This window comes from Streptomyces sp. NBC_01716, assembly GCF_036248275.1.
Classification (GTDB): Bacteria; Actinomycetota; Actinomycetes; order Streptomycetales; family Streptomycetaceae; genus Streptomyces.
Genome location: NZ_CP109181.1, coordinates 317,565 through 342,490, shown reverse-complemented (window position 1 = coordinate 342,490; position 24,926 = coordinate 317,565). Strand labels below are relative to the sequence as shown.

Annotated in this window: 19 protein-coding genes and 2 pseudogenes; 13 read left to right on the top strand and 8 right to left on the bottom strand. The window is 70.9% G+C overall.

Annotated elements, in window-relative coordinates; genetic code table 11:
* The 3 genes from OIE74_RS01565 to OIE74_RS01555 form a co-directional block, all read right to left on the bottom strand.
* On the bottom strand, positions 1 to 948 hold the full coding sequence (locus tag OIE74_RS01565) for a hypothetical protein (protein WP_329377561.1): 948 nt from the start codon (positions 946 to 948) through the stop codon (positions 1 to 3).
* Positions 949 to 1,061: 113 nt separating this feature from the next.
* Positions 1,062 to 1,367, bottom strand: coding sequence for a hypothetical protein (locus tag OIE74_RS01560; protein WP_329377559.1), 306 nt, complete (start codon positions 1,365 to 1,367; stop codon positions 1,062 to 1,064).
* 127 nt (positions 1,368 to 1,494) lie between these two features.
* Positions 1,495 to 2,094: a class I SAM-dependent methyltransferase gene (locus tag OIE74_RS01555; protein ID WP_329377557.1), complete on the bottom strand. Its 600-nt coding sequence runs from the start codon at positions 2,092 to 2,094 to the stop codon at positions 1,495 to 1,497.
* Positions 2,095 to 2,254: 160 nt separating this feature from the next.
* On the opposite strand from OIE74_RS01555, the gene OIE74_RS01550 reads away from it, so the two are divergent.
* A complete protein-coding gene (locus tag OIE74_RS01550; protein ID WP_329377555.1) occupies positions 2,255 to 3,664 on the top strand; it encodes an NADP-dependent succinic semialdehyde dehydrogenase in 1,410 nt (469 codons plus the stop codon).
* 158 nt (positions 3,665 to 3,822) lie between these two features.
* Positions 3,823 to 4,617 carry a SigB/SigF/SigG family RNA polymerase sigma factor gene (locus OIE74_RS01545; RefSeq protein WP_329377553.1) on the top strand — a complete coding sequence of 265 codons (795 nt, stop codon included), beginning with the start codon at positions 3,823 to 3,825 and terminating at the stop codon, positions 4,615 to 4,617.
* A 90-nt stretch (positions 4,618 to 4,707) separates the two neighbouring features.
* Here the strand turns inward: OIE74_RS01545 and OIE74_RS01540 are convergent, their stop codons facing one another.
* Positions 4,708 to 6,681: an ABC transporter ATP-binding protein gene (locus OIE74_RS01540; RefSeq protein ID WP_329377551.1), complete on the bottom strand. Its 1,974-nt coding sequence runs from the start codon at positions 6,679 to 6,681 to the stop codon at positions 4,708 to 4,710.
* A 574-nt stretch (positions 6,682 to 7,255) separates the two neighbouring features.
* Here OIE74_RS01540 and OIE74_RS01535 point away from each other — a divergent pair.
* Entirely contained in the window at positions 7,256 to 7,675 is a 420-nt protein-coding gene (locus OIE74_RS01535) for a roadblock/LC7 domain-containing protein (RefSeq protein ID WP_329377549.1), read from the top strand.
* A 150-nt stretch (positions 7,676 to 7,825) separates the two neighbouring features.
* Positions 7,826 to 8,896, top strand: a complete 1,071-nt coding sequence (locus tag OIE74_RS01530; RefSeq protein ID WP_329377548.1) for a DUF6397 family protein — start codon at positions 7,826 to 7,828, stop codon at positions 8,894 to 8,896.
* A gap of 216 nt (positions 8,897 to 9,112) precedes the next feature.
* Here the strand turns inward: OIE74_RS01530 and OIE74_RS01525 are convergent, their stop codons facing one another.
* Positions 9,113 to 10,096: a fibronectin type III domain-containing protein gene (locus tag OIE74_RS01525; protein ID WP_329377545.1), complete on the bottom strand. Its 984-nt coding sequence runs from the start codon at positions 10,094 to 10,096 to the stop codon at positions 9,113 to 9,115.
* Positions 10,097 to 10,294: 198 nt separating this feature from the next.
* Between OIE74_RS01525 and OIE74_RS01520 the strand changes: the two genes are divergently transcribed.
* From OIE74_RS01520 to OIE74_RS01500, 5 genes are all read left to right on the top strand, one after another.
* Complete coding sequence (locus OIE74_RS01520; RefSeq protein ID WP_329377543.1) at positions 10,295 to 11,089, top strand: SDR family NAD(P)-dependent oxidoreductase; 795 nt, start codon at positions 10,295 to 10,297, stop codon at positions 11,087 to 11,089.
* Between the two features lie 35 nt (positions 11,090 to 11,124).
* Positions 11,125 to 11,646, top strand: a complete 522-nt coding sequence (locus OIE74_RS01515; protein WP_329377541.1) for a GNAT family N-acetyltransferase — start codon at positions 11,125 to 11,127, stop codon at positions 11,644 to 11,646.
* A gap of 261 nt (positions 11,647 to 11,907) precedes the next feature.
* Positions 11,908 to 12,759, top strand: a complete 852-nt coding sequence (locus OIE74_RS01510; protein ID WP_443076337.1) for a glycoside hydrolase family 19 protein — start codon at positions 11,908 to 11,910, stop codon at positions 12,757 to 12,759.
* 166 nt (positions 12,760 to 12,925) lie between these two features.
* On the top strand, positions 12,926 to 13,507 hold the full coding sequence (locus OIE74_RS01505) for a tyrosinase family oxidase copper chaperone (protein WP_443075995.1): 582 nt from the start codon (positions 12,926 to 12,928) through the stop codon (positions 13,505 to 13,507).
* Positions 13,508 to 13,528: 21 nt separating this feature from the next.
* Positions 13,529 to 14,395: a tyrosinase family protein gene (locus tag OIE74_RS01500; RefSeq protein WP_329377538.1), complete on the top strand. Its 867-nt coding sequence runs from the start codon at positions 13,529 to 13,531 to the stop codon at positions 14,393 to 14,395.
* Positions 14,396 to 14,549: 154 nt separating this feature from the next.
* On the opposite strand, the gene OIE74_RS01495 is transcribed toward OIE74_RS01500, so the two are convergent.
* Positions 14,550 to 14,828 carry a chaplin gene (locus tag OIE74_RS01495; protein ID WP_329377536.1) on the bottom strand — a complete coding sequence of 93 codons (279 nt, stop codon included), beginning with the start codon at positions 14,826 to 14,828 and terminating at the stop codon, positions 14,550 to 14,552.
* A 228-nt stretch (positions 14,829 to 15,056) separates the two neighbouring features.
* Between OIE74_RS01495 and OIE74_RS01490 the strand changes: the two genes are divergently transcribed.
* The 4 genes and pseudogenes from OIE74_RS01490 (at position 15,057) to OIE74_RS01475 (ending at position 22,976) form a co-directional block, all read left to right on the top strand.
* On the top strand, positions 15,057 to 16,583 hold the full coding sequence (locus OIE74_RS01490) for an MFS transporter (RefSeq protein WP_329377534.1): 1,527 nt from the start codon (positions 15,057 to 15,059) through the stop codon (positions 16,581 to 16,583).
* The gene (locus tag OIE74_RS01485; protein WP_329377532.1) at positions 16,580 to 17,278 is read left to right on the top strand and encodes a TetR/AcrR family transcriptional regulator; all 699 of its coding nucleotides are present in this window, start codon (positions 16,580 to 16,582) and stop codon (positions 17,276 to 17,278) included. The genes OIE74_RS01490 and OIE74_RS01485 overlap by 4 nt, the downstream gene beginning before the upstream one ends.
* A 205-nt stretch (positions 17,279 to 17,483) precedes the next feature.
* Positions 17,484 to 19,100 (top strand): annotated as a pseudogene (locus OIE74_RS01480) (SpoIIE family protein phosphatase); the annotation flags it as partial.
* Positions 19,101 to 19,472: 372 nt separating this feature from the next.
* Positions 19,473 to 22,976 carry a phosphodiester glycosidase family protein gene (locus tag OIE74_RS01475; protein ID WP_329377528.1) on the top strand — a complete coding sequence of 1,168 codons (3,504 nt, stop codon included), beginning with the start codon at positions 19,473 to 19,475 and terminating at the stop codon, positions 22,974 to 22,976.
* An 85-nt stretch (positions 22,977 to 23,061) separates the two neighbouring features.
* Here OIE74_RS01475 and OIE74_RS01470 read toward each other — a convergent pair.
* Positions 23,062 to 23,409, bottom strand: a pseudogene (locus tag OIE74_RS01470) (hotdog domain-containing protein); the annotation flags it as partial.
* Positions 23,382 to 24,758, bottom strand: a complete 1,377-nt coding sequence (locus OIE74_RS01465; RefSeq protein WP_329377526.1) for a cytochrome P450 — start codon at positions 24,756 to 24,758, stop codon at positions 23,382 to 23,384. The gene OIE74_RS01465 and the pseudogene OIE74_RS01470, both read right to left, overlap by 28 nt.
* Positions 24,759 to 24,926: the final 168 nt, after the last annotated feature.

Sequence of the window (24,926 nt, the reverse complement as noted above, 5' to 3'; positions counted from 1 at the left end):
TCAGGACGGGCGAACGGCGATCGCGTCGAGCGCTTCCAGGAGCTTCGGCAGTTCGGGCCCGCGGCCGACCGGCAGCACTTCGTTCGGTTCGTCGTCCAGCAGGATGTAGGCGATGTCGTCGGTCCTGGCGACGAGGGACCAGCCGGGGCCGTCGGCCCGGAGCATCCGTGCGCCGGCGGGCGCGAAGCCCGAGCGGACCCGGCCCTGCGGAGGCGGTGACTCCAGGTAGCCGCGCAGCTCCTTCAGGACGCGCCGCACCCCGTCGTGGAGGGCCTCCGTGCCGTCGAGGTCCGCGCCGTCCTGGGTGGCCTCCGCCCCGGCCTTCTTGTTGGGAGGCCCGTCCGCACCGCCGTCGCCGTCGCCGTCATCGGCCGAATCCGCGTCATCACCGGCCCCGCCACCGCCTGCGTCACCGGCAGTCGCGTCCGCCCGCTGATGCTCGTCCTCGGAGTCGAACTGTTCGCGCCAGGCTTCCCACTGAAGCGCGATCTCGTCCGCACCGAGACGGCGCTGCGCCGACCCCCAGCTCGTCGTGTCCGGCGGCGTGAGCGGCGGTCTCGCCCCGTCGTTGTCCACTCCCGGCTCCGGATCGGGATCGTGCGGCGCGGGGATGCCCGGCGCCGCGACCGAGAGGGCCACCGGCCAGCCGGGAAGCGCCGCGACGACCGTGCGTTCGTCGGGGGACAGGTCGTACTCCATACCGCAGTCCCACGCGGCGATGGCGACAGCCACCAGCGACACATCGTCGACGGCCACGGTCCAGCGCGCGCCGCCGCCGTCCTGGCCGAGCACCAGACCGTATCCGCGGTCGTACGGCTCCAGCCCGAGAGCCGCGCACGCCTCGGGGAAGTCGTCGCCGAGCACGCTGGGGAACTGCGCCGGTGTCAGCAGCACGGCCGACAGCACATACAGCGCGTCCTCATCGGCGGATTCGTCCGTACCTGTCACGGCACCTACCCATCCGAACGGTCGTGTCCGATCAGTCGTCGGCGCACCTTAGCCAGTCGGCCGCCCGGCCGTCGAGAGGTCGGGGGCCACCCGCGCGCCTCCGGGACCCTCCCTCACGCGGCGGGCAGCCCGAGGAGGGTGCGTGCCACCTTCTCGGGCGACTCGTCCCGCTCACGCGCCAGCGCCGTCACCGCACGGCACGCCAGCTCGCTCACGCCGAAGGACAGCGCCTCGGGGGAGACCCAGCCGGACGCCTCGTCCATCCGGTCCTGGTCGTCGTCGGCGGTCGCCGCCACGAAGGAGGCAGCGGCCTCGAACAGGTTGTGCTGCCGTGTCCGGGCACGTGGGGACGCGGCAGGCTCGGTGACCGGTGTGGCGGTCCTGCTCGGTACGAGCAGCCGACGCAGCTTGTCGAACATGGTCCGTCCACCTTTCGCACATCCCTCGGGGCCCCCGCCTCCCACCAAGGTTCGATACCCGTTCACGTGATGGTGCACCCGGCGTGGCAGTCCGAGCTACCCGGCCGTCATGGCTGTCGTCTCCGGCTCAGTCCTCGCGCACGGCCAGCGCGAGGAAGCGGGCGTCCTCGTCCACGTACGAGACCAGACGCCAGCCCGCCCCGGCGAGCAGGGGACGCAGTGTGCCCTCGGCGCGCAGATCGTCCGGGGTGATCTGCCGCCCCTGCCGGGCGGCCAGCGCGGCGCGTCCGATCGGGTGGAAGAGCGCCAGACGGCCACCGGGGCGTACGACCCTCGCCAGCTCCCGCAGATTCGTGGCCGGCTCCGGCAGATGCGCGATCAGTCCCGCGGCGAAGACCGCGTCGAGGGAGTGCGTGCGCAGCGGCAGACGCGCCGCGTCCGCGAGCAGCAGGGCGCCGACCGCGTCGCGACCGCTCCGTACGGCCGCCGCGAGCATCTCGGGGGTGAGATCGGCGCCCAGCACCGTGCCCCGAGGCCCCACGACGTCGCGCAGGGCCCTCAGCGCCCTCCCGGTGCCGCAGCCCGCGTCCAGGACGCTGTCACCGGGACGCAGGCCCATCCCGGCCGCGGCGGCGGCGTAGGCCGGGCCGTCGTCGGGGAAGCGCGCGTCCCAGTCCGCCGCGCGGACGCCGAAGAATTCCTGTACATGCGTGTGGTCGTGGGCCATGGGGACATGATCCCCCGCCGCGTACGGCCCCGGCCCTGCCGCCCGGTCGGGAGGCGTACGGGGGCGCACCCCGGGTACCCGGACGGCCGTCGCCCCCGCGTTGCGGGCCCGCCCGTACCGCGCGAGTGTCGGAGAAACCGAGTCAGAGGAGGACTGTCCCATGCCCATCGCCACGGTCGATCCCGCCACCGGCGAGACCCTCAAGACGTTCGGCGCCATGGGGTCCGACGAGATCGAGTGGCGGCTGGCCGCGGCGGCCACCGCTTTCGACCGGTATCGCCTCACGGACTTCGACCACCGGGCCACGATGATGAACCGCGCGGCCGACCTCCTTGAGGAGGATCAGGACGAGATCGCCCGCACCATGACCACCGAGATGGGCAAGCCGATCGTCGCCGCACGCGCGGAGGCGGCGAAGTGCGCCAAGTCGATGCGCTGGTACGCGCGCCACGCGGCGGAACTGCTCGCCGACGAGCATCCGTCGGACGCCGACGTACGGGACTCCGGTGCCGCACGCGCGTACGTGCGCTACCGCCCGCTGGGCGTCGTACTGGCGGTCATGCCGTGGAACTTCCCGCTCTGGCAGGTCGTACGGTTCGCCGCTCCCGCCCTGATGGCGGGCAACGCCGGGCTGCTGAAGCACGCGTCGAACGTCCCGCAGACCGCGCTGTATCTGGGCGACCTCTTCAGGAGGGCGGGTTTCCCCGAGGGCTGCTTCCAGACGCTGCTCGTGGGGTCCGGCGCGGTCGAGGGCATTCTGCGCGACCGCCGGGTGGCGGCGGCGACCCTGACCGGCAGCGAGCCGGCGGGGCGCTCGGTCGCCGCCGTCGCCGGCGACGAGGTGAAGCGGACCGTACTCGAACTCGGCGGCAGCGACCCGTACATCGTGATGCCGTCGGCGGACATCGACCGGGCCGCGCGGGTCGCGGTGACCGCCCGCGTACAGAACAACGGGCAGTCCTGCATCGCGGCCAAGCGCTTCATCGTGCACGCGGACGTCTACGACGCGTTCGGTGAACGCTTCGTCGCAGGGATGCGGAAACTGACCGTCGGTGACCCCATGGACGAGTCCACCGACGTCGGCCCGCTCTCCAGCGAACAGGGCCGCGCGGACCTGGAGGAGCTGGTGGACGACGCCGTCAACCGAGGCGCCATGGCCCGCTGCGGAGGACAGCGTCCGGACCGGCTCAACCGTGGCTGGTACTACGAACCCACCGTCCTTACGGATGTCTCCGCCGACATGCGCATCCACCACGAAGAGGCCTTCGGCCCGGTGGCCACGATGTACCGCGTGGCGGATCTCGACGAGGCGGTGAGCGTCGCCAACGACACCCCGTTCGGCCTGAGTTCCAACGTGTGGACGCGCGACGACGAGGAAGCGGGGCGGTTCGTACGCGACCTCCAGGCCGGCGGTGTCTTCTTCAACGGGATGACCGCCTCCCACCCCGCCCTTCCCTTCGGCGGCGTCAAGCGCTCCGGCTACGGGCGGGAGTTGTCGGAGCACGGGATCCGCGAATTCTGCAACGTCACGACGGTCTGGCACGGTGCCGAACCGGACGGCGACCGCTGAAGCCCCTTGTTTGACTGCGGTGTTCAGGGGCACACGCACTTCGTGCTTCGGACAGGAGGCACGTCCGTGGAGCGGCGTACCGCTCCGGGCGTCGCCCGGCTGCCGGCCGTGCGTTCCCCGGTGACGACGGCCGCGTGGAGCGAGGAGCGAGGAGCATCATGACCCCTCGGGTGATGGCCTACCGGGTGCGGCACGAGGACGTCCCCGACACCTCCGAGGCCTTCGAGCGGGCCGCCCTGCTGCCTGACGGGCCCGAGAAGCACCGGACGCGCGGGGAGATCGTGTGCGCGTGGCTCCCGATGGCCGACCGGCTGGCCGGCCGGTTCCGGCACCGGGGCGAAGCGCTGGAGGATCTGCGGCAGGTCGCGGCGATCGGACTGGTGAAGGCCGTGGAGCGGTACGACCCGCACCGGGGCACCGCGTTCGAGAGCTTCGCCGTGCCCACGATCACCGGCGAGCTCAAGCGGCACTTCCGCGACCGCCTCTGGTCCGTCCATGTGCCCCGGCGGGTGCAGGAGTTACGGAGCCGCGTACGCGACGCCCGCGACGAACTGGCCCAGCGGCACGGGGTGCTGGCACCGACCGTCGAGGAGCTCGCCCTGCACTCGGGAATGACCGAGGACGACGTGGTCACGGGTGTCGAGGCGATGGACTGCTTCAGTGTGCTGTCGCTCGACGCGGGCCTGGCCTCCCCGGAGGAGGGCCCCACGCTCGGAGACGCCATCGGAGGCTGGGACGAGGCGCTGGACACCGTGATCGACCGCGAGTCGGTCAAGCCGCGTCTGCGCCGGCTTCCCGACCGGGAGAAGAAGATCCTCTATCTGAGGTTCTTCCGTGGGATGACGCAGAGCAGCATCGCCGAGGACCTGGGCATCTCACAGATGCATGTCTCCAGGCTGATCAACGACTCCTGCGCCCGCATCCGCAGGGATGTGATGCGCGACGCCGCGTAGCCCGGTGACGGGCCGTCGCGGGCCGGTGGGCCGCGCCCAGGTCCTCGGAGCGCCGGACGGGGTGTCCGGCGCCTGAGAACGACCCACGGGTCAGGTCGGTGTCACCCTCGATCCGCCCTGCTGCGGGACGCCGGTCCCGGTGCCCGCCTCGTGGCCGTACTGCTCCGCCTGCATGCGGAACATCGAGGCGTATCTGCCGTTCAACGCCAACAGGCTCTCGTGGTTGCCCTGTTCGACCAGCCGGCCCTCGTGCAGTACATAGATGAGGTCCGCGTACCGCACGCCGGACATCCGGTGCGTGACGAGTACGACGGCCCGCCGCTCGTCCGCCAGTCCCCGGATCCGGTCGAAGGCCGCGATCTCCGCCTCCGGGTCGAGGGCCGACGTGGGCTCGTCCACCACGATCACCTGGGCGTCCCGGTAGTGCGCGCGGGCCAGGCCGAACTTCTGCCACTGCCCGCCGGACAGTTCGGACGCCCCGCGGAACACGCGGGCCAGCAGGGTCTGGAAGCCGTTCGGCAGAGTCTCGGCGACCGCGTCGGCGCCCGAGTACCGCGCCGCCGCCTCCAGGTCGCCCTCCACGGCCTCCGGCCGGCCGATCTCGATGTTCGCCGCCGCCGTCACCGGCCAGCGCTCGAAGTCCTGGGTGAGCAGCGACACCCGGTCGAAGATCTGCTCCCGGTCCGCCTCGGCGATGTCGACGCCGTCCCACGCCAACCGCCCGCTGTCGGGGAGATGAAGCCCCGCGAGCAGCTTCACGAGTGTGCTCTTTCCGGAGCCGTTCTCGCCGACCAGGGCGACCACCGAGCCCATCGGGATCGCCAGGGACAACTCGGTGAGCGCGGGCGTCTCCCGGTCCGGATACCGGAAGGAGACCCCCTCCAGAGTGATCGCCCTCGTCGGCTCGGGGATCGGGAGCCCGCCCGACGGGATGGACCTGTCGGCGGCCTCGGCGAGGAACCTCTCCATGTCGCGTACGTACAGAGACTCCTCGTGCAGCGAGTTCGTGGTCATCACGAGGGCGCCCAGGCTCGCCGAGCCCGAACGGACGGCGACCACGGCGGTGCCCGCCACGGCCAGGTCCATCCGGCCCGACACGATGAGCGCGGCCATCGTCCCGTACGTGACGAGTGCGGCGACTCCCGACAGCGCGGCGGCGAGCAGTTCGGTGAGCGCCTTGTCCTTGGCCAGCCGCGTCGCCTCGGTCTCCGCGCTGTCGGCCATGTTGCGGTAGTGCCGGAGGAGGAAGGGGCCCACGGCGTGCACCCGGATCTCGTGCGCGGCGGAGCGGGAGATGAGCAGTCCGGCAATGAGACGGCTGGCGCGCAGATGCTCGACCCAGGACATCACCGACACGTACCGTCGCTGGGAGACGCGCATCGCGCCCCAGCCGCGCGGCGCCGCGATCAGCAGGAGCATGGGCAGCAGCAGCGGGTGGAGCACGGTCAGCACACCGCCCACGGCGAGCAGCGAGATGACCCCGTTCATGGTGGCGACGCAGGCACCGATCATCCGCCGTGCCGACGGCGGACCGAACTGCGCCGTGTCGATCAGACGACGGAACTCGCCGTCCTCGATCGCCTCCAGTTCCACCCGTGCGGCGGCCCGTAAGTACTGTTCGTTCGCGGCCCGTTCCACCTTCGGCTCCAGCCGGCCGGCCGCCGAGGTCGACCACGAGGCGAGGAGCGCGCCCACCACGGCGACCAGCGCGCCGGCGATCAGGGCGGGCATCGCGTCGGAGACACGGTCGGCGGCGCTTCCGACGGCCAGGAGTGAGCCGAGCACGGAGTTCACCACCAGCAGCCCGAGCGCTGCCGTCAGCCCCTGGCCTGCCTCGGCGACGCCGACCGTCATCAGCGCCGAACGGTCGGTCCGCCAGGCGAGCCGCAGGGTGCCCGCGACCATGCGCGGCATCGCGCGCACGGCGGACAGCAGGCTGAGTTCGAGCGAGGCCCACTCGTGGTCGGCCCAGCCCCTGTCGTAGCGGAGCCGCCCGCCGAACAGCTCGCGTTCGCTGTCGGACACCGCGCTCTCGGCGGGCTTCGGACGCTTCAGCAACCTCACGCGGCGCCACCCCCGGCGTCAACCTGACACATCAGGGGCCGGGCGGAGACCGACGCTCTCTCGAACGTGAGGTGAACGAAGGGCGGCGGGGAGACGATCTTCATGGGTCCTCCAGGAGCGAGGGCGATGTGCCGGGTGTTTGATGAACGCGGCTGATCAAGCGGTCGTAACGGGGTGCGCGGTGTGAATTCTCAGCGGGAGCTTCCGAGTTGACGCCCGCGACGGGTGGGCGTCCGGGAAAGTGGCCGTAATCCTGTGTTCGTTTCAGTCATGACTCACAGGCGACCCGATCGAGGGATTGCGTTGCGGTGGTGAATTGACGGAAGGGGTGGCTCGGTGGCGGACCCTGTGGAGGGGGAGCGATCTGCCGTCGGAGCGGAGGCGAGGAATTGCGAAGGCATACGGCCGCGCGGATGGTGATCGTTCCCATTGACGGGAACGGCCGGTTCCGTGTGAAGTTCCCAGGCCGCTGGACCGCTTGCCCGTGAGCATCCGGTGCGCGAGGCTGGGCGACCGACGGGGAGATACGGGGCACAGGGCGCGGTACCTGTCTGAACGGGGAGAGTGGACATCAATGGCGTTGGAAGACGGACTTGACTGGCTTCTGGAGGATCTGACCGGTCGGGTCGAGCCGATACGGCACGCGCTTGTGCTGTCCAACGACGGGCTGGTGACGGGCGCTAGTTCCGGGCTGGCGCGTGAGGACGCCGAGCATCTGGCGGCCGTCTCGTCGGGTCTGCACAGTCTCGCGCGAGGGTCGGGCCGGCACTTCAACGCCGGCAAGGCGCGGCAGACCATGATCGAGTTCGATGAGGCGCTGCTGTTCGTCACCGCCGCGGGGGACGGCAGTTGTCTGTGTGTGCTGAGCGAGGCGGACGCCGATGTCGGTCAGATCGCCTATGAGATGACTCTGATGGTGAACCGTGTCGGCGAGCATCTGGGCATCGCGGTGCGGCAGTCGGCGCCGACGCACTCGACGGTCACGGACGGCTGAGAGTCCGGTCCGGAAGCCCCGTCTGGAAGTGCGGTCCAGGAGTCCGGTCAGGGAGTCCCCGGGGGAGTTATCCACAGGGCAAGCGGGATTCTTGACCCGGGAATACGGTTGTCACCGAGAGTAGCTAATCACTCACGGGGGAGACCGTCGATGTCTGTCATGGAAATCTCGGAAACACTGGCCGCGGGCCGAGCGGCCCAGGAACTGCGCCTGAGGCGGGGCGAGTTCGAGCTGGCCACACAGTTGGGGCATGTCCGCACGGTCGGTGGGGCCGTGAGCGGCCGACGCAGGGTGGCGCGTGGCGAGGTCGAGCGGCTTCGGCGGGCGCCGGGCTTCCCCGAGACGCTGCGCGAGCGGGTGCGGACGGTGGGTACGGCCGAGGGGGCGGGGCTGATGGACATCAGCCCCGGCCGCTTCACCCGGTTCGCGCGTGCGGGGTATCTGGTGCCGGTGCGGTTCTACCTCAATCGCTATCGAGCGGTCGTCTGGCTCTATCTGGCCGAGGAGCTACGGGCGTTCGCGAGCAGCGAACCGGGCCTGCTGACCGGCCGGTTGCCGCGGACGGCGACCGGTGCTCCCCAGGCCGACAGCGAGGGTGACGGCGCGGCGGGGAAGGAGCCGGGGGCGGTGGAGGACTGCCGTCCGCGCAACTGGCGTGGCCGCCGTATCGGTCTGCTGCTGCACGAGAGCGACGACCGGTGGGAGCGCGCGGCCATCGTCGGTTCCGTGCTCGATCCGGTCCAACTCGCCGAGCTCGTACCGGATCCGTACGAGCGGGCATGTCTGAACCGGCTGCGCCCGGACCTCGCGCCGGGCCGGCCGGGATCGGAGGCGGGGCGCGAGACCGTTCAACGGCTGCTGACCGCCGACGATCCGGACGAGATCAACTGGCACCGGTCCAGCCTGACCGCGCTGCTGGCCGACGCCCGACGGGACCGGCAGGCGCCGCGCCCGAGCGGCACGAGTCCCATGGAGGCGGAAGCACCCCAACCGGCCCCGGCAGCCGAACCGCCAGGCACAGTCGAACCGGCATCGACGGCCGTACCGGCACGGACTTCCGTACGGGTACGGACAGTTGAGCCGGTCCCGCACGGTGCCGGGCGAGGCCGACCGCTGCTGACCCGGCTGAGGATCAGGCGGGGCCGGGGCAGGGAGACCGCGCCTGCCGCCGCTGCCGTGCCTGCTGCCGTGCCCGGCGGCGGGGGCGCGGACACGGCCTAGGGCGTGTTTGAGAAGTAGCGTCGTCCGCCCATCGGGCGGGGCCCACGGCGTCTGGTGCGTGCGATCGCAAGGCGGAGGATCATCCCCGTAGATGGACCGGACGTACTTGGATGACTCCGACAACGCGGCGAGCGCGCGTGCCAGGCGTCGTGGGCCAGACGGGACTTCTAAAACACGCCCTAGCCGACACGTCCGGCCCCGCTCCTCCCTGCCCAGTCAGGGCTTGGCTTCGCCGGTGACCATGGTGAGTTCGGGGGAGAAGCTGCCCCACTCTCCGTCCGGCAGCTTCGCGCGGATCTTCACCTTGTACGCGACGCCGGGCTTCTTGCCCGCGTAGACGCTCTCGGTGGTCCTGCCCACGGGCGCCTTGTTGCCCCAGACCAGCGTGGTGGTCAGGCTCCCGTTGAGATGGATCTCGTACGAGGGCACCTCACCGTCGACCTTGGGCGGCAGCCACGACAGATCGAGGTAGTACGCACCCTCCTTGGCGTTCTTGTGCCGCGCGACCTTGAAGCTGATCGGCGCGGTGTCGGGGTCGTCACCCGGGCCCTTCGGCGTGCTGATCTTCAGCGGCTCGCTGGCCGGGGAGGTGTTGTCGGCCGCGTCACGGGCCTGGAGGGTGAAGGAGTAGTCGGTGCCGGGACGGAGCCCGGTGACCTCGGCCTTGGTCGCGTCGCCGCTGACGCTGTGGATCTTCGAGCCGCCCTGGAGGATGTCGTACGAGGTGATGCCCTGGTCCTTGTCCGGTGCGCTCCAGGTGAGTTCGGCGCCCTTCGAACCGTGGTGCTTGCCGCGCAGCTTCACCGGCTGTGCCGGGGCTTCTTTGTCCTCGGGTGTCACCGCGGGCGTGGTGACAGGTTTCTTCTGGCTGTGCGGGGAGAGGTTCCCGGCGGCGTCCTTGGCCCGCACGGAGAACGAGTAGGCGGTGGACGGCTTCAGGCCCGTGATGTCGATCATCAACTTCTCGGCGGGAACGTCCTTGATCTTGTCCTTGCCGCGGTACACCACGTAGCCGCTGACCGCGACATTGTCCTTGGCTGCTTCCCACATGACGTGTGCGGACAGTGCGCTGCCGGCCTGAACGCTGAGGCCGGTCGGCGCCGACGGCGCCTCGGAGTCCTTGTCGTCACCGCCACCGCAGGCGACGAGAGTGAGGGCGGCAGCGGTAACGAGCGCGACCTGGGTGGGGGTCCGTCGCACGATCGTCTCCTCCGTCGAAAGCAAGGGGCAATGGTCTAGACATATATGACACAGTGTCGGGTTCACTTCAAGAGGCGGTGGCCGTCGGAATTCGAATTCGACGGAAGCCGGCGACCGCCGGGGCCGCGCCGACCGCGCCGCGCACCCGCCCCCGCGCACAATGACCTTGGCCCACCAGACAGCTGAAAGGAACCGAACGTGCGGATCGACCTCTCAGGCAAGACCGCTCTGGTCACCGCCTCCACCCAGGGGATCGGGGCTGCCATCGCCACCGGGCTCGCCCGTGCCGGAGCCCGTGTCGCGGTGAACGGGCGCTCCGAGAAGTCCGTCGCCGGCGCCCTCGACAGTCAGCGTGCCGCGTCGCCCGACGCCGAGTTCCTGGCCGTGCCAGGTGACGTCTCCACCGAGGGCGGCGCGGAACAGGTCCTCGAAGCCGTGCCGGAGGTGGACATCCTGATCAACAATCTGGGTGTGTTCGGCGTCCGGCCCGCGCTGGAGATCAGCGACGACGAGTGGCGGCGCTACTTCGAGGTCAACGTCCTGTCCGCTGTCCGGCTCACACGGGGCTGCCTCGGCCGGATGACCGAGCGCGGCTGGGGACGGGTCCAGTACATCGCGAGCGACTCGGCGATCGTGACCCCCGCCGAGATGATCCACTACGGGGTCTCCAAGACGGCGCTGCTCGGAGTCTCGCGCGGTTTCGCGAAGGCGGCCGCCGGCACCGGCGTCACCGTGAACTCCGTGATCGCGGGGCCCACCCACACCGGCGGCGTGGAGGACTTCGTCTACGAGCTCGTCGACAAGTCCGTTCCCTGGGAGGAGGCTCAGCGTGAGTTCATGCGGAAGCACCGGCCGCAGTCTCTGATCCAGCGGCTGATCGAGCCGGAGGAGATCGCGAACATGGTCGTCTACCTCAGCTCGCCTCTCGCGTCGGCGACCACCGGGGCCGCGCTGCGCGTCGACGGCGGATACGTCGACTCGATCGTTCCCTGATTTCTGATTTCTGATTGATGACAGGATGGCTCGCTGTGCAGACCAACACGCTTGTCGTCCGTCGCGCGACACCCGCCGACGCGGCCGACATCTCCGGACTGTGGCTGAGATCCTTCGCGGCCGCCCTCCCGAGCGTCACCCGCCCCCACAGCGAGCAGCAGGTACACGCCTGGATCCGGGACATCGTCCTGCCGACCCAGGAGACCTGGGTGGCGACCACCGGGGAGACGGTCGTCGGAATGATGGTGATCGAGGGCGGGGACGTCGACCAGCTGTACCTCGATCCGGACCACCGGGGGTGCGGCATCGGCGCCCGGCTGCTCGACCTGGCGAAGCGCCGTCGGCCGGAGGGCTTGTCCCTGTGGACGTTCCAGGTCAACGGCCCGGCACGGCGTTTCTACGAGCGCCATGGCTTCGTCCCGGTCGAGAAGACCGACGGCCGGGGCAACGAGGAGAACGAGCCGGACATCCGCTACAGCTGGCACCCCGCGGCCGACGGGCGAGATCGCGTCACATCTGAGGCACCGCCGGCCCCGTACCGCCCACGGCCGTTGTGAGTTGTCGGGCACGGATCCGGGGTGCCCACGACACGCGAGACGGACTTGTCCTGCTCACCTGTACCGAGAACCGCCCTCCGCCGGTCGAACTGCGGACGGACAGACAGGATTTGGCCAGTTGGTCTAGACCTTGACAGGTAATAAGGATTCCGGTTTGGTTCCCTCACCCCCATGGCGGCCGTCGCTCACCGACGGCCGCGCGAAGGAGTGAGTCGTTTGCGTCAGCGAATTCTTGCACTGTTCACCGCACTGGTCTCGGCCATGGCTCTCGCGGTGTTCCTGCCCGCATCGACCTCGGCGGCGGCCACCTCCGCCGCCGCGTGCGTCACCGGCTGGAACGCGTCCACCGTCTACTGGGGCGGCGACACCGCGTCGTACAACGGCCGTAACTACACCGCGAAGTGGTGGACCCAGAACGAGAGACCCGGCACGGTCGACGTCTGGGCCGACAACGGCGCCTGTGGTGGCGGTCCGACGGACCCGCCCGTCCCGGGTGGCTTCGTGGTCAGCGAGGCTCAGTTCAACCAGATGTTCCCGAGCCGGAATTCCTTCTACACCTACAACGGTCTCAAAGCCGCGCTGAGCGCCTACCCGGCCTTCGCGAACACCGGCAGCGACACCATCAAGCGCCAGGAGGCCGCGGCCTTCCTCGCCAACGTCAGCCACGAGACCGGTGGTCTCGTCCACATCGTCGAGCAGAACACCGCCAACTACCCGCACTACTGCGACACTTCGCAGTCTTACGGCTGCCCGGCGGGCCAGGCCGCGTACTACGGCCGCGGTCCGATCCAGCTCAGCTGGAACTTCAACTACAAGGCCGCGGGCGACGCCCTGGGCATCGACCTGCTGGGCAACCCCTGGCTCGTCCAGAACGACGCGGCCGTGGCCTGGAAGACCGGCCTCTGGTACTGGAACACCCAGAACGGCCCCGGCACGATGACCCCGCACAACGCGATGGTCAACAGCCGTGGCTTCGGCGAGACCATCCGCAGCATCAACGGCAGTCTCGAATGCAACGGCGGCAACCCCGGTCAGGTCCAGAGCCGGATCGCCAAGTACCAGGCCTTCGTCCAGATCCTCGGCACCACGCCCGGCGGCAACCTCAGCTGCTGAGCCAGTCCCGAGCTTCACTACGACAATCGGATGTAGTCCAGAGAACCCTTCTGCGACCTCCTCGTTGACTGGTTCGGGGCAGTGATCCATCTGCCCCGAACCGGATCAGTGTCCGTATCCCGCCGCATCCGTGTGGCGGGGTACGGCCGACGAGTGGAGGTTCGCCATGGCAGGCGGCACCAAACTGGAGCCGGGGCCCCTCGAAGGGGCGCGACCCGCGGAGATCCCGGCCCTCGTGCCACCCCAGTCGCACCAGCCCCATGAACCGCCCGACGCCCGGCCCGACGCCCGGCCCGACGCCCGGCCCGACGCCCAGCCCCACGCGCATCCCGACGCCGTCACGTTCACCGGAGTGAATACCCCTCCGCACGCCTCACCGCCGAGCCGCACCCGACGCCTCTTCCTGCGCGCGGTGTTCGCCCTCGGGGTGACCGGCGGTACGGCAGCGGCCCTGACGCCCATCCTCCGGGCGGGCCACAAACCGCCGGTCTCACCGGACGCGGAGGCGCCCGGCCCACCGGCCGCCGAGCTCTTCGACGAGATGTACGGCGGCCGGCGCATCCAGGGAACGGACGCCGGGGTCCGCGTCGACGGCCGCCCCCTGCACATCATGCGTCGCGCCGACGGCAGTTACGTCAGCGTGGTCAACCATTTCGAGTCGTTCCCGACGGCCCTCGCGACCGCCCGCGCGGCGGTCGACGACCTCGGCGCCACCCAACTGGCGCTCGCCGGACCGGCACTTCACTGACCGCAGGGAGGACCCTCCACGGTGCACATCAGAAAGAATCAGCGGAATCTCACCAGCGCGGAGAAGAAGCGCTTCGTCACCACGGTCCTGGAGCTCAAACGCCAGGGCGGCTACGACGAGTTCGTCCGCCAGCATGTCCGGTACTACCGGGCCGACGGCGACGACGGGCTCCGGACCGGCCACATGGCGCCGTCGTTCTTCCCGTGGCACCGCAAGTATCTGCTGGAGTTCGAGGGGGCGCTCCAGCGCATCGACCCCAAGGTGACGGTGCCGTACTGGGACTGGACGACCGACAACACACCGGCCGCGTCCCTCTGGTCCGAGGACTTCCTGGGCGGCGACGGCCGTTCGTCCGACGGGCAGGTCACGACCGGGGCGTTCGCCTACTCGGCGGGCGACTGGACCATCGACGACGGGGTGCTGGAGCGTAAGTTCCTCGCCCGCGCCTTCGGCCGCCCCACCTCCCCGATCGCGCTGCCCACCAAGGACGAACTGGCCTGGGCGATGAACGAGTCGGTCTACGACGCCGCGCCTTGGGACTCCACGGTCACGAGGGGTTTCCGCAACCGCGTCGAAGGCTGGACGACGGGCAGCGACAAGACACGGTGGCGCAATCACAACCGTGTCCACCGGTGGGTGGGTGGCCAGATGCTGGGTGCGACCGCGCCCCACGATCCGGTCTTCTGGCTCCATCACGCCTTCATCGACCTTCTCTGGGACCGCTGGCAGCGGAAGCACCCGAAGTCGGCCTATCTGCCGCGGCGGAAGCTGGACGACGACGATCCGCAGTCGGGCCGGGCCATCAGCCTGGACGAGCCGATGCCGCCGTGGCGGACGAAGCCGTCGGAGATGCTCAGCCACGAGTCGCTGTACCGGTACGAAGCCTGAGCCCGGTCCCGCGATGCCGCCGGCACTCGCGCGGACGCCAGGGCCGCCACGTACAACGGCCTCCCGCATCGAAATGCGGGAGGCCGTTGCCTCATGCCTCAATCAAGAACCCGCGGGGGGCGTACATCGACGACGTACGCCCGGTGCCGGAGGCTCAGTGGCCGTAGCCGCCGCCATCGTGCTTCTTGCCGCCGTCGGCGTTGACGCAGGTGTTGCCGAACGCCGGGTTCAGCAGGCCGATCACGTCGACGGTGTTGCCGCAGAGGTTGACCGGGACGTGCACAGGCACCTGGAGCAGGTTGCCGGAAAGGACGCCGGGCGAACCGACGGCCGCGGCCTCGGCGCCGGCGTCGGCAGCGGCAATACCGGCACCGCCGGCCAGCACGGCGCCCGTGCCGGCGAGAACAGCAGCTGCCTTCGCGATACGCGACATCAAGTTTCTCCTTGAACGTTTCGAGCCCAGCCACACGATGTGCGGCCTTCACGCACGTTCAACGCGCAAACTCACCCTCGGTAACGGATTTGCGCCAATTAGTGAGAGAAGGGCATGTGACAAAGGGGTGCACGAGTGTTTACCCTCGGGGTGAACGCTTGTGCACCCCTCCCTCTGTCACATGCCGTCACGGAGGTCACCACGTCGCCACACATCTACGGAGAACAGATGCCCGCAGCGCCCATGCCGGGGCCGGAATCGGATTCGGAGTCGCAGTCAGGGCCGGAGACGGAATCGGAGCCCGAGCCCGTGGAAGGGCGGCGCCGCCGCTTCCTCGTGGCCGTCCTCGCCTTCTGCGGTGTCGTGGTCGCCGTGATGCAGACCCTCGTCGTGCCCCTGCTGCCCCACGTCCCCTCCCTGACCGGGAGCTCACCGGCGGCGGCGAGCTGGCTCGTGACGATCACGCTGCTGACGGGCGCGGTCTTCACGCCCGTACTGGGCCGCGTCGGCGACATGTACGGCAAGCGCAAAGTCCTCATCGCCTCGCTCGGCGTGCTCGTCGTCGGGTCGGTCATGTGCGCCCTCAGCTCACAGATCGGGGTGCTGATCGCAGGACGGGCCCTCCAGGGCGCCGCGCTCGCCGTCGTACCGCTCGGCATCAGCATCATGCGCGACGAACTCCCGCCGGCGAGGCTGCTGTCCTCCGTCGCCCTCATGAGCTCGACCCTCGGCATCGGCGCGGCCGTCGGACTGCCGGTCGCCGCGCTCGTCGTCCAGAACTTCGACTGGCACACCATGTTCTGGGCCTCGGCCGTCCTCGGGCTGGTGGACATCGTGCTCGTCCTGTGCTGTGTCCCGGAGTCGCCCCTGCGCTCCCGGGGCCGGTTCGACGCCATCGGCACGCTCGGCCTCTCCGTCATCCTCGTCAGTCTGCTGCTCGCCGTCACCCAGGGCGCGGACTGGGGCTGGACCTCCCTGCCTACGGTCGGCCTGCTCGTGGTCGCGCTCGCCGTGGGCCTGCTCTGGGGCGCGTACGAGCTGCGCACCACGTCCCCCATGGTCGACCTGCGGGTGTCCGCGCGCCCCGCCGTACTGCTGACGAACATCGCCGCCCTGCTCATTGGCTTCGCCTTCTACGCGAACTCCCTGGTCACCGCCCAGATGGTGCAGGAGCCCAAGAGCACCGGCTACGGCCTCGGGGCGTCGATAGTCGTCGGCGGACTCTGTCTGCTGCCCGGTGGTCTCGCGATGGTGGCGCTGTCGCCGGTCTCGGCCCGGATCTCCGCGAAGTACGGCCCCAAGACAGCTCTGGCGCTCGCCGCCGGCGTGATGGCCGTCGGATACGTGGTGCGGTTCTTCACCAGCCACAGCTTGTGGCCGATCATCGGCGGCGCGACCGTCGTGGCGGCGGGCACCGCCATCGCCTACTCGGCCCTGCCCGCCCTCGTCATGCGCGCGGTGCCGGCGGGGGAGACCGGCGCGGCCAACGGCCTCAACACCCTGATGCGGTCCGTCGGACAGGCCTTCTGCAGCGCGGTGGTCGCCGCCGTACTCGCGAACATCACCTTCCAGGCCGCGGGCCGCACCGCACCCACCCTCCACGCCTATCTGCTGGTCTTCCTCATCGCCGCGGGCGCGGCCGTCGTCGCCCTGGCGGTCACCCTCTGTCTGCCGGGCCGCGCCCTGGCGCCCAAGGCGGGTACGGTCGAGAAAGAGCACGCAGCAAGCCGCAGGTTCGCCGAGGAGGGCGCATGACGACCGGACCTGCCGCCGCGTCCGGGGAGGGGACGGACCCCGGCGCGGCCCCCGGCCCGGACCTCACGGCGGACGACGCAGCGGACGGCGCGGACGGCGCCGACCCGGGCACCGGGCGTTTCGCGATTCTGCGGGCAGCCCGCCGCGCCTTCACCCAGCGCCCGTACGCCGAGGTGACCATGCGCGGCATCGCCGCCGACGCCGGTGTCAGCGCCTCGCTCATCGTCAAGCGCTTCGGTACCAAGGAACGGCTCTTCAACACCGTCGCCGACTTCGGCCCGGCCGCCGACAGACTTTTCGCCGCCCCGCCCCCGGAGCTCGGCCGGCACCTCGTGCTGACCATCGTCCGGCTGCGGCGCGAGAACCTCTCCGACCCCCTCCTCCGCGTCGTCTTCTCCCTCGGCAACATGGACGAGCGGACCCTGCTGCGGGAGCGCTTCCGTGAGCAGGTCACCGCCCGGCTGGCCGGTCTCATCGACGGGCCGCGGCGTGAGCTGAGGGCGGAGCTGATCACCGGTCAGCTCCTCGGGCTCGGCGCGACCCTCAGCCTCCACCGCCCCGGCGCCGGCGAACTGGCCACCGCCGAAGAGCTGGCGGACCTGTACGCTCCCGCCCTCCAGCTGCTGATCACCGGGCACCTCACCTCCTCGGACGGCGCCCGTCAGGCCGACGGACCCGGCGGATCCGACCGCTGAGCGGTCGCGGAACCTCGCGGTGACTCGTACGGTACGTACCGACCCGTATTCCCCGCTTGCGATCCATACGGGTGATGCGCGCACAATTGATAGCAGAAGCCGCCGACCGCGACCGACCTGCCGTGCCCACGACTGGGAAGAGGGGCCCGTGAGTGCCGAACAGCCGCCCGGCCGTCCTCTTCGCGAGCCCACCGACTCGTCCGGACTGGAATGGCCGGCCGACGCGGCTGTGACGCTCGCCTACAACCGCATGGGCAGCTTCGACATCGATCTCCACACCAGGGCGATGCATCTGGACCCGGGGGCGCTGGAGGTCTTCGATCTGCGCCCCGACGAGTACGAGGGCGACATGGCCGTCGCCAACCGGGTGCCGCCGGAAGAGCGGGAGCGGCTGGACACGCTGATCCAGCCGTCGGTCAAGGGCGGCAAGGACGTCTACGGGGCGTATTTCCAGATCCACACGCGCGACGGATCGCTGCGCTGGCTGCACACCCAGGGTCGTCTCCTGCGCAACGCGGAAGGCGTGGCGTACCGGGTGATCGGCATAGTGCGCGACGCCACCCGGGAGCTGGACGAGGCGGCCAAGCGCATCGAGCTGGTCGAGAGCCGTCGCCGGCTCACGGGCATGGTCCGCCGGGTCACCGCGCTGCTGGCCCGCGCGACGACCGTGCACGATGTCACCGACGCGCTCAAGGACACGGAGGCGGTCAGCAACCTCGGCGCGGTGAGCGTGATGCTCGGCATCGTCGAGAAGGGCCGCGTCCATCTCGTCAGCGAAGGGCGTATCGGGCTCTACGTACCGGAACTGCGTTACACGCGGATCGACGGGCAGTTCCCGATGAGCGAGGTCGTCCGCACGCTGCGGCCCCGCTACATCACCTCGCGCGACGAGTTCCGGCGCTGCTACCCCCCGCTGTGGGAACACATCGAACACCTTCCGGTTGCCTCGGGCGCCTATCTCCCCCTGATCGCCCAGGGCAGACCCATCGGCGTGCTCGGCATGCTCTACCCCCGGCACGGCGGGTTCACCGGCGAGGAGCGCAACCTCCTCATCACGCTCAGCAGCAGCATCGCCCAGAGCCTCCAGCGCGCGATGCTCTTCGAGCAGGAGCACGATCTCGCCGAGAGCCTTCAGCAGGCGATGCTGCCGCACCGTATCCCCGAGGTCCCCGGCGCCGGGATCGCGGTCCGCTACCGCGCGGCCAGGGCGGGGCGCGACATCGGCGGCGACTGGTACGACCTGATCCCGCTGCCCGGCGACCGGCTTGGCCTGATGATCGGCGACGTCCAGGGCCACGACACGGACGCCGCCGCCGTGATGGGGCAGCTGAGGATCGTGCTGTGGGCGTATCTCTCCGAGGAGCACTCACCCGCCACGGCGATGGCCCGCGCCTCCACCTTCCTCCACGAACTGGACACCGAGCGCTTCGCCACCTGTACGTATGTCGAAGTCGACCTGTCGACAGGGGGACTCCAGATCGTCCGGGCCGGGCACCTCGAACCGATGGTGCGCCGCGGCGACGGCACGTGCGTCACGCTCGACACCAAGGGCGGCCTCCCCCTGGGACTCGCGGACGGCACCGGCAGACGCGGCGCCGCCGACTACCCGGTGACCCGGGCGAACCTCACTCCGGGCGAGACCCTTCTCATCTACACCGACGGCCTGGTGGAACGCCCGGGAGCCTCCCTCGACGCGGGCCTCGACCGCCTGACACGCGCGGTACAGGCGGGCCCGGACGGCATCGAGGAACTGGCCGACCATCTGGCCGACATGGTGGGGGAGCACGGCGGCGGCGACGACATGGCGCTGCTGCTGATGCGCTGGACCCCGAAGCGCCGGGCGTACGACGGACGGCCCACGACGGGCGCCCCTTAGGGCCTTTCTCAAGAGGTTGACGCCCCGGCCGTGATCACTGAGCGGCCGGGGATCGCTGCCCTGCGGGCCTCCTGGTCCGTGACACGCCATCCCCCCGCCGCGTATCCGGGCAACCCCCGCGTTTCCCTGACGCATCATCAGTTACGTGGAGCGGGGGCGCCACCCCGGCCCCGCGGGCAGTCCCACGTCACTTCCACGGTGCCCCTTGTTCGCCCCGACGTGTCCGCGAACCCCTGGCGAACCAGGGCACACACGGCGATGCTGGGCGGCTGACAGCGCTTACCACCAGCGCCAACCACCCGTACAACAGGAGAACTTGTGGGTCCAGGCATTGCCCGCCGATCCGTCGTGCTGCTCGCGGCGGTCACCGCACTGACGGCCGGAGCCATCAGCCCCGCCGTCGCCGACTCCACCCCCGACCCCCGGCCCCGCAACGCCGCCGAGGTGCTGCGGCCCGTCGCGCCACCACCGGCCAGCAGACCGGTGGGCGCGCCCAGATCCGTCGTGGACGGCGACGGCATCGAGACCGCGCGCAGTTCCCGGCCCGTCGCGCCGGGCGTGAGCCTCACCTCGTACGACCGGCTCGAATCCGACAAATGGCTGCGCGTCGACTCGCTCTCGGTCGACCTCGACCGCGGCGGCGTCCGGGCCGACTACCTCTCCTCGGGCAAGGTCGCGGACCGCCGCAGCGTCTCCGAGCTCGCCGCCGGACACGACGCGGGCAAGGGCCGCCGCACCGTCGCGGCCATCAACGCCGACTTCTTCGACATCAACGAGACCGGCGCGCCGCAGGGCCCCGGCATCAAGGACGGCGCGCTCACCCAGTCGCCCGCCGCCGGTGCCAACCGGGCCGTCGGTATCGGCCCCGGGAACGCAGGCCGCGTCCTGGAGCTGTACTTCGACGGCACCCTCACGCTGCCCGGCGGACCGCACCCCCTCGCCGCGTACAACGCCGCCAACGTGCCCGCCGGCGGCATCGGCGCGTACAACGCGGCCTGGGGCCAGGCCAACCGCGCGCTCACCGTGGACACGGCGACACCGGTCGCCGAGGTCGCCGTACGGGACGGCAAGGTCGTCACCGTCGCCGACAAGCCCGGCACCGGGCCGATCGAGCCCGGCACCACTCTCCTGGTCGGGCGGGAGGCCGGAGCCGTACAGCTCAAGGCGCTGCGCCCCGGCGACCCCGTGACCATGGAGTACAGCCCGCGCACCAACGGCGGCCCCCTGCCCCGTACCGCGGTCGGCGGACGTGAACTCCTCGTCGTCGACGGAGTGGCGCAGAATCACGAGGGCCAGGGCAACAACACCGCCGCGCCCCGCACCGCCGTCGGATTCTCCAAGGACGGCAGCGAGATGCGCGTGATCACCGTCGACGGCCGGCAGGCCGACAGCGGCGGTGTCACGCTCACCGAGCTCGCCGTGATGATGAAGGACGCCGGCGCGTACAACGCGCTCAACCTCGACGGCGGCGGCTCCTCGACACTCGTCGCCCGTGAACCCGGCAGCGACACCCTCCAGGTGGAGAACGCCCCGTCGGACGGCAGCGAGCGCACCGTGCCCAACGGCCTCGCCCTCACCGCGCCCGACGGCAGCGGACGCCTCGACGGCTTCTGGGTCGAGACCCGTACGCCCGCCGCAGCCGCGCCCGGCGACGACCCCGTCAAGGGCGGCCACCCCGAGCGTGTCTTCCCCGGACTGACCCGCGCCCTCACGGCGGCCGGCCACGACGAGACGTACGGCCCCGCGAAGGGCGACCCGCGCTGGCGGACCGAACGGCCCTCGGTCGGCCGGGTCGATGACGACGGGCTGTTCACCGCCCGCCACAGCGGCACCACCGAGGTCCTCGCGGAACGCGGACGCGCCGGCGGATCCATCGAGTTGACGGTCCTCGACGACCTCGCGCGGATCCGGCCGACCACCGCGCGCGTCGGCCTCGCCGACGGCGGGGCGACCGGCACCTTCGGCATCGTCGGCCTCGATGAGCACGGCGCCTCCGCGCCCGTGGAGCCGCGCGATGTGGAACTCACCTACGACCGCGCCCTCTTCGCCATCGCCGACGACGGCAAGGGCTCCTTCACCGTCACCTCCAGGACCGGCGCCGGCGCGGGACTCGTCACGGCGAAGGCCGACGGCGTCACCACCGCACTCGCGGTGAGCGTCGGACTCGAAGAGCAGCAGGTCTCGGCCTTCGACGACGCCGCGAGCTGGAAGTTCAGCCACGCCCGCGCCGCCGGTTCGGTCGCGGCAACACCCGAGGGCCAGACCGGTACCGGTCTGACGCTCACGTACGACTTCGGACTCTCGACGGCCACCCGCGCCGCGTACGCGAGCCCGCCCCAGCAGATCACCGTGCCCGGCCAGCCGCAGTCCTTCAAGATGTGGATCAAGGGCGACGGCAACGGTGCCTGGCCGACGCTGCACCTCAAGGACGCGGCCGGATCCGACCAGCTGCTCCGCGGGCCGTACGTCACCTGGACCGGCTGGCGGCAGGTGACCTTCGCGGTGCCGCAGGGGGCCGCGATGCCGCTGTCCGTGTTCCGCTTCTATCTCGCGGAGACCGCGGCCGACAAGCAGTACACGGGAGAGATCGTCATCGACGGGCTGACGGCCCAGGTGCCACCCACGGTCGACGTGCCCGAACAGCGCCCCGCCGCCGACCCGTTGATCGACCCGGCCGCCGAGACCGAGGGCCGGGACTGGCAGTTCGCCGTGATGTCCGACGCGCAGTTCGTCGCCCGCGAGCCGGACAGCGCGATCGTGTTGCAGGCGCGGCGCACGCTGCGTGAGATCAAGGCGGCGAAGCCCGACTTCCTCGTCGTCAACGGCGACCTGGTGGACGAGGGCTCGCCCGCGGACCTCGCCTTCGCACGGCAGGTGCTCACGGAGGAGCTGGGCGACGAACTGCCCTGGTACTACGTGCCCGGCAACCACGAGGTGATGGGCGGGAAGATCGACAACTTCGTCGGCGAATTCGGCCCCGCGCAACGGGTGTTCGACCACGGCGGCACGCGCTTCGTCACACTCGACACCTCCAGCCTCTCCCTGCGTGGCGGCGGCTACGCCCAGATCAAGGCCCTGCGCGCCCAGTTGGACGCGGCGGCCGACGACTCGCGCGTCAGCTCCGTGATGGTCATCGAGCATGTGCCGCCGCGCGACCCGACCGTGCAGAAGGGCAGCCGGCTCGGCGACCGCAAGGAGGCCGCTCTGCTGGAGAACTGGCTCGCCGACTTCCGCCGTTCGACCGGCAAGGGCGCCGGCTTCATCGGCAGCCATGTCGGGGTCTTCAACGCCTCACGCGTCGACGGCGTTCCGTATCTGATCAACGGCAACTCCGGGAAGAACCCGGCGGCCCCGGCCGACGAGGGCGGCTTCACCGGCTGGTCGCTCGTCGGCGTCGACAAGGTCTCCAGGAGCGAGCAGTCCGAGGCGCGGCGCAAGCCGTGGGAGGGCGGGCCCGACTGGGTCTCCGTACAGACGCGTGCGCACACCGACGCGCTGGCGCTCGACGCGCCAGGGACACTGGCGCCCGGCGACGAGGCGGCGGTCGGGGCGACCGTCACGCAGGGGGCCAGGAAAGTGCCGGTCGGCTTCCCCATGAGCGCGGATTGGTCGGGCTCACCGAACGTGCACATCGGTGACCCGGACAAGGCCAACCGCCGTGACGTGGCGGCGTTCGACCCGGCCACCGGGACGCTCACCGCGCTGCGGCGCGGCTCGGCCACGCTCGCGGTGACGGTCAACGGCGTGACGGAACGCGGCGAGATCCGGATCGCGGCAGGCAGGACGGCAGCGGGCGGGGCGGCGGAGAGGCCCGCCGCGTAAGGAGAACCCCACGAAGCGGGGCCCGCATCCGGCGCCGGATGCGGGCCCCGCTTCGTGCACGGACCCCCCCGAAGGCGCGACCGTGTCAGCCGCGCAATGCGCGGCTGCGCCCACGGAACTCGGCCAGCACGTCGTCCCCGCGCGTGAGAGTGACGTCGTAGATCCCGCCGCGCCCGAGCCGGGTCCGCTCCCGCGCGGTCGCGGTCAGGACATCACCCTCGTGAGCCGGACGTACGAAGTCGATGTCGGCGCCCGCCGCGACGGTCACCGGGCCGTGGCTGTTGCACGCGCACGCGAAGGCGCTGTCCGCGAGGAGGAAGAGATAACCGCCGTGGGCCGTGCCGTGCCCACGCGCCCCCGGATCGAGCCGCCGGGTCCGCCCACGGGGACGGACCCGGCGAACAGTCAGGCGCTCCGCAGCGTCGCCCGCACCGGGCGCCCCGGCTGGAGCGTGAGGCCCGTCCTGGGCGGGATCTCACCCGGGTCCAGGTCAAGCCGGAACCGCTGCGCGAGCGTGGCAAGCACCAGCACCGCCTCGACCGTCGCGAAGCGGGCGCCGAGACAGGCCCTGGCGCCACCCCCGAACGGGAACCACGCGTGGTCCGGCACCGGCGTCGCCCCCTCGTCCCACCGCTCGGGCCGGAACGCGTCCGGCTCGGCGAACCAGCGCTCGTCGCGCTGCGCGCTCCACTGACTCGCCCAGAGCACCGTCCCCTCCGAGACCGCCCGCCCGCCCAGCGTCGAGCCCTCCTTCGCGATGCCCGTCATCAACCACACGGGCGGATAGAGCCGCAGCGTCTCCCTGATGATCTGCTCCGTCCAGCGCAACTCCTTGAAGTCGTCGAAGCCGGGCGTACGGCCGCCGAGAACGGTGGCCAGCTCGTCGGCGAGACGCCGCCGCGCCTCCGGATTGCGCGAGAGCAGGTACCAGGCCCAGGTCAGCGTCGTACCGGTCGTCTCGTGGCCGCCGATGTAGAGCGTGACGGCCTCGTCCCGGATCTCTTTGTCCGTCAGCCGGTCGCCCTGTTCGTCGCGGGCGGCGAGCAGCCTGCTCAGGAGGTCGTCGCGGTCCGCGCCGTTGCGGTGCCGCTCCTCGGTCACCCGGCTCACCTCGCTGTCGATGACCGCGACGGCCTTCTTGAGCCGCTGCCGTCCGGGCGTCGGGACCCACGGCGGCAGAAAGAGCGTGAGACCCCGGAACTCCGCGCCGATGGCCGCCTGCGCGATGTCCATGGCCGGTCCGATCGTGCTCTCACGGCCCGCCGTGTCCGTGCCGAAGAGGGTCCGTACGGCGATGCGCTGCGTCAGGCCCAGCATGTCCCGCCGTACGTCGATGTGGCTGCCCGGCTGCCAGGTGTCGGCCAGCGAGGACGCGCAGTCGACCATGGTCTCCGCATAGGCCCGCACCTGCCGGGGCCGGACCACCGGCTGGACCAGCGCGCGCTTACGGCGCCACGCGGCGCCCTCGGAGGTGACGACGCCCTCGCCGAGCACCAGCTTGAAGGCCCAGCCGAGTTCGGGGTGGCGGTAGTCCGTCTCGACCCCGGTGAGCAGTTCCCCGATGTGCTCGGGCTGCGACAGGAACAGCGCGCGCTGCGGACCGAGCCGCCAGGAGACGACGTCGCCGTGGCCGCGCAGCTTGGCGAAGAAGCCGAGCGGGTCGCGAGAGAAGGCCGGCAGATTGCCGATCAGCGGCAGCTGCCTGGGGCCGGGCACCGGCGTGGCGGACAGGCGCGGCGCGGGCGTGTCCTGGCCGGTCGGGGAAGACGTACCGGTACTCATCTGAAGTCCTAGGCGCTGGGGGAAGGCGTACTGATGTCCGTACGGTTGCCAGCCAAGCCGCCACGCGCGGCGGGCGCCAGACCACATTCGGCCCGTGATCGCGTGATCACGGGCCGGAACGCGGGTGAGGGCGGTCGTTCTCCTCGCCACCGGACGGCGACGAGAAGA

Bases quoted from the DNA above. Each gene is read 5' to 3' on its own strand.
- OIE74_RS01530 (WP_329377548.1), top strand. From the start codon at position 7,826: ATGTCTGTCATGGAAATCTCGGAAACACTGGCCGCGGGCCGAGCGGCC.
- OIE74_RS01535 (WP_329377549.1), top strand. From the start codon at position 7,256: ATGGCGTTGGAAGACGGACTTGACTGGCTTCTGGAGGATCTGACCGGT.
- OIE74_RS01555 (WP_329377557.1), bottom strand. From the start codon at position 2,094: ATGGCCCACGACCACACGCATGTACAGGAATTCTTCGGCGTCCGCGCG.
- OIE74_RS01485 (WP_329377532.1), top strand. From the start codon at position 16,580: ATGACGACCGGACCTGCCGCCGCGTCCGGGGAGGGGACGGACCCCGGC.
- OIE74_RS01465 (WP_329377526.1), bottom strand. From the start codon at position 24,758: ATGAGTACCGGTACGTCTTCCCCGACCGGCCAGGACACGCCCGCGCCG.
- OIE74_RS01495 (WP_329377536.1), bottom strand. From the start codon at position 14,828: ATGTCGCGTATCGCGAAGGCAGCTGCTGTTCTCGCCGGCACGGGCGCC.
- OIE74_RS01510 (WP_443076337.1), top strand. From the start codon at position 11,908: ATGGCTCTCGCGGTGTTCCTGCCCGCATCGACCTCGGCGGCGGCCACC.
- OIE74_RS01545 (WP_329377553.1), top strand. From the start codon at position 3,823: ATGACCCCTCGGGTGATGGCCTACCGGGTGCGGCACGAGGACGTCCCC.
- OIE74_RS01560 (WP_329377559.1), bottom strand. From the start codon at position 1,367: ATGTTCGACAAGCTGCGTCGGCTGCTCGTACCGAGCAGGACCGCCACA.
- OIE74_RS01550 (WP_329377555.1), top strand. From the start codon at position 2,255: ATGCCCATCGCCACGGTCGATCCCGCCACCGGCGAGACCCTCAAGACG.
- OIE74_RS01490 (WP_329377534.1), top strand. From the start codon at position 15,057: ATGCCCGCAGCGCCCATGCCGGGGCCGGAATCGGATTCGGAGTCGCAG.
- OIE74_RS01505 (WP_443075995.1), top strand. From the start codon at position 12,926: ATGGCAGGCGGCACCAAACTGGAGCCGGGGCCCCTCGAAGGGGCGCGA.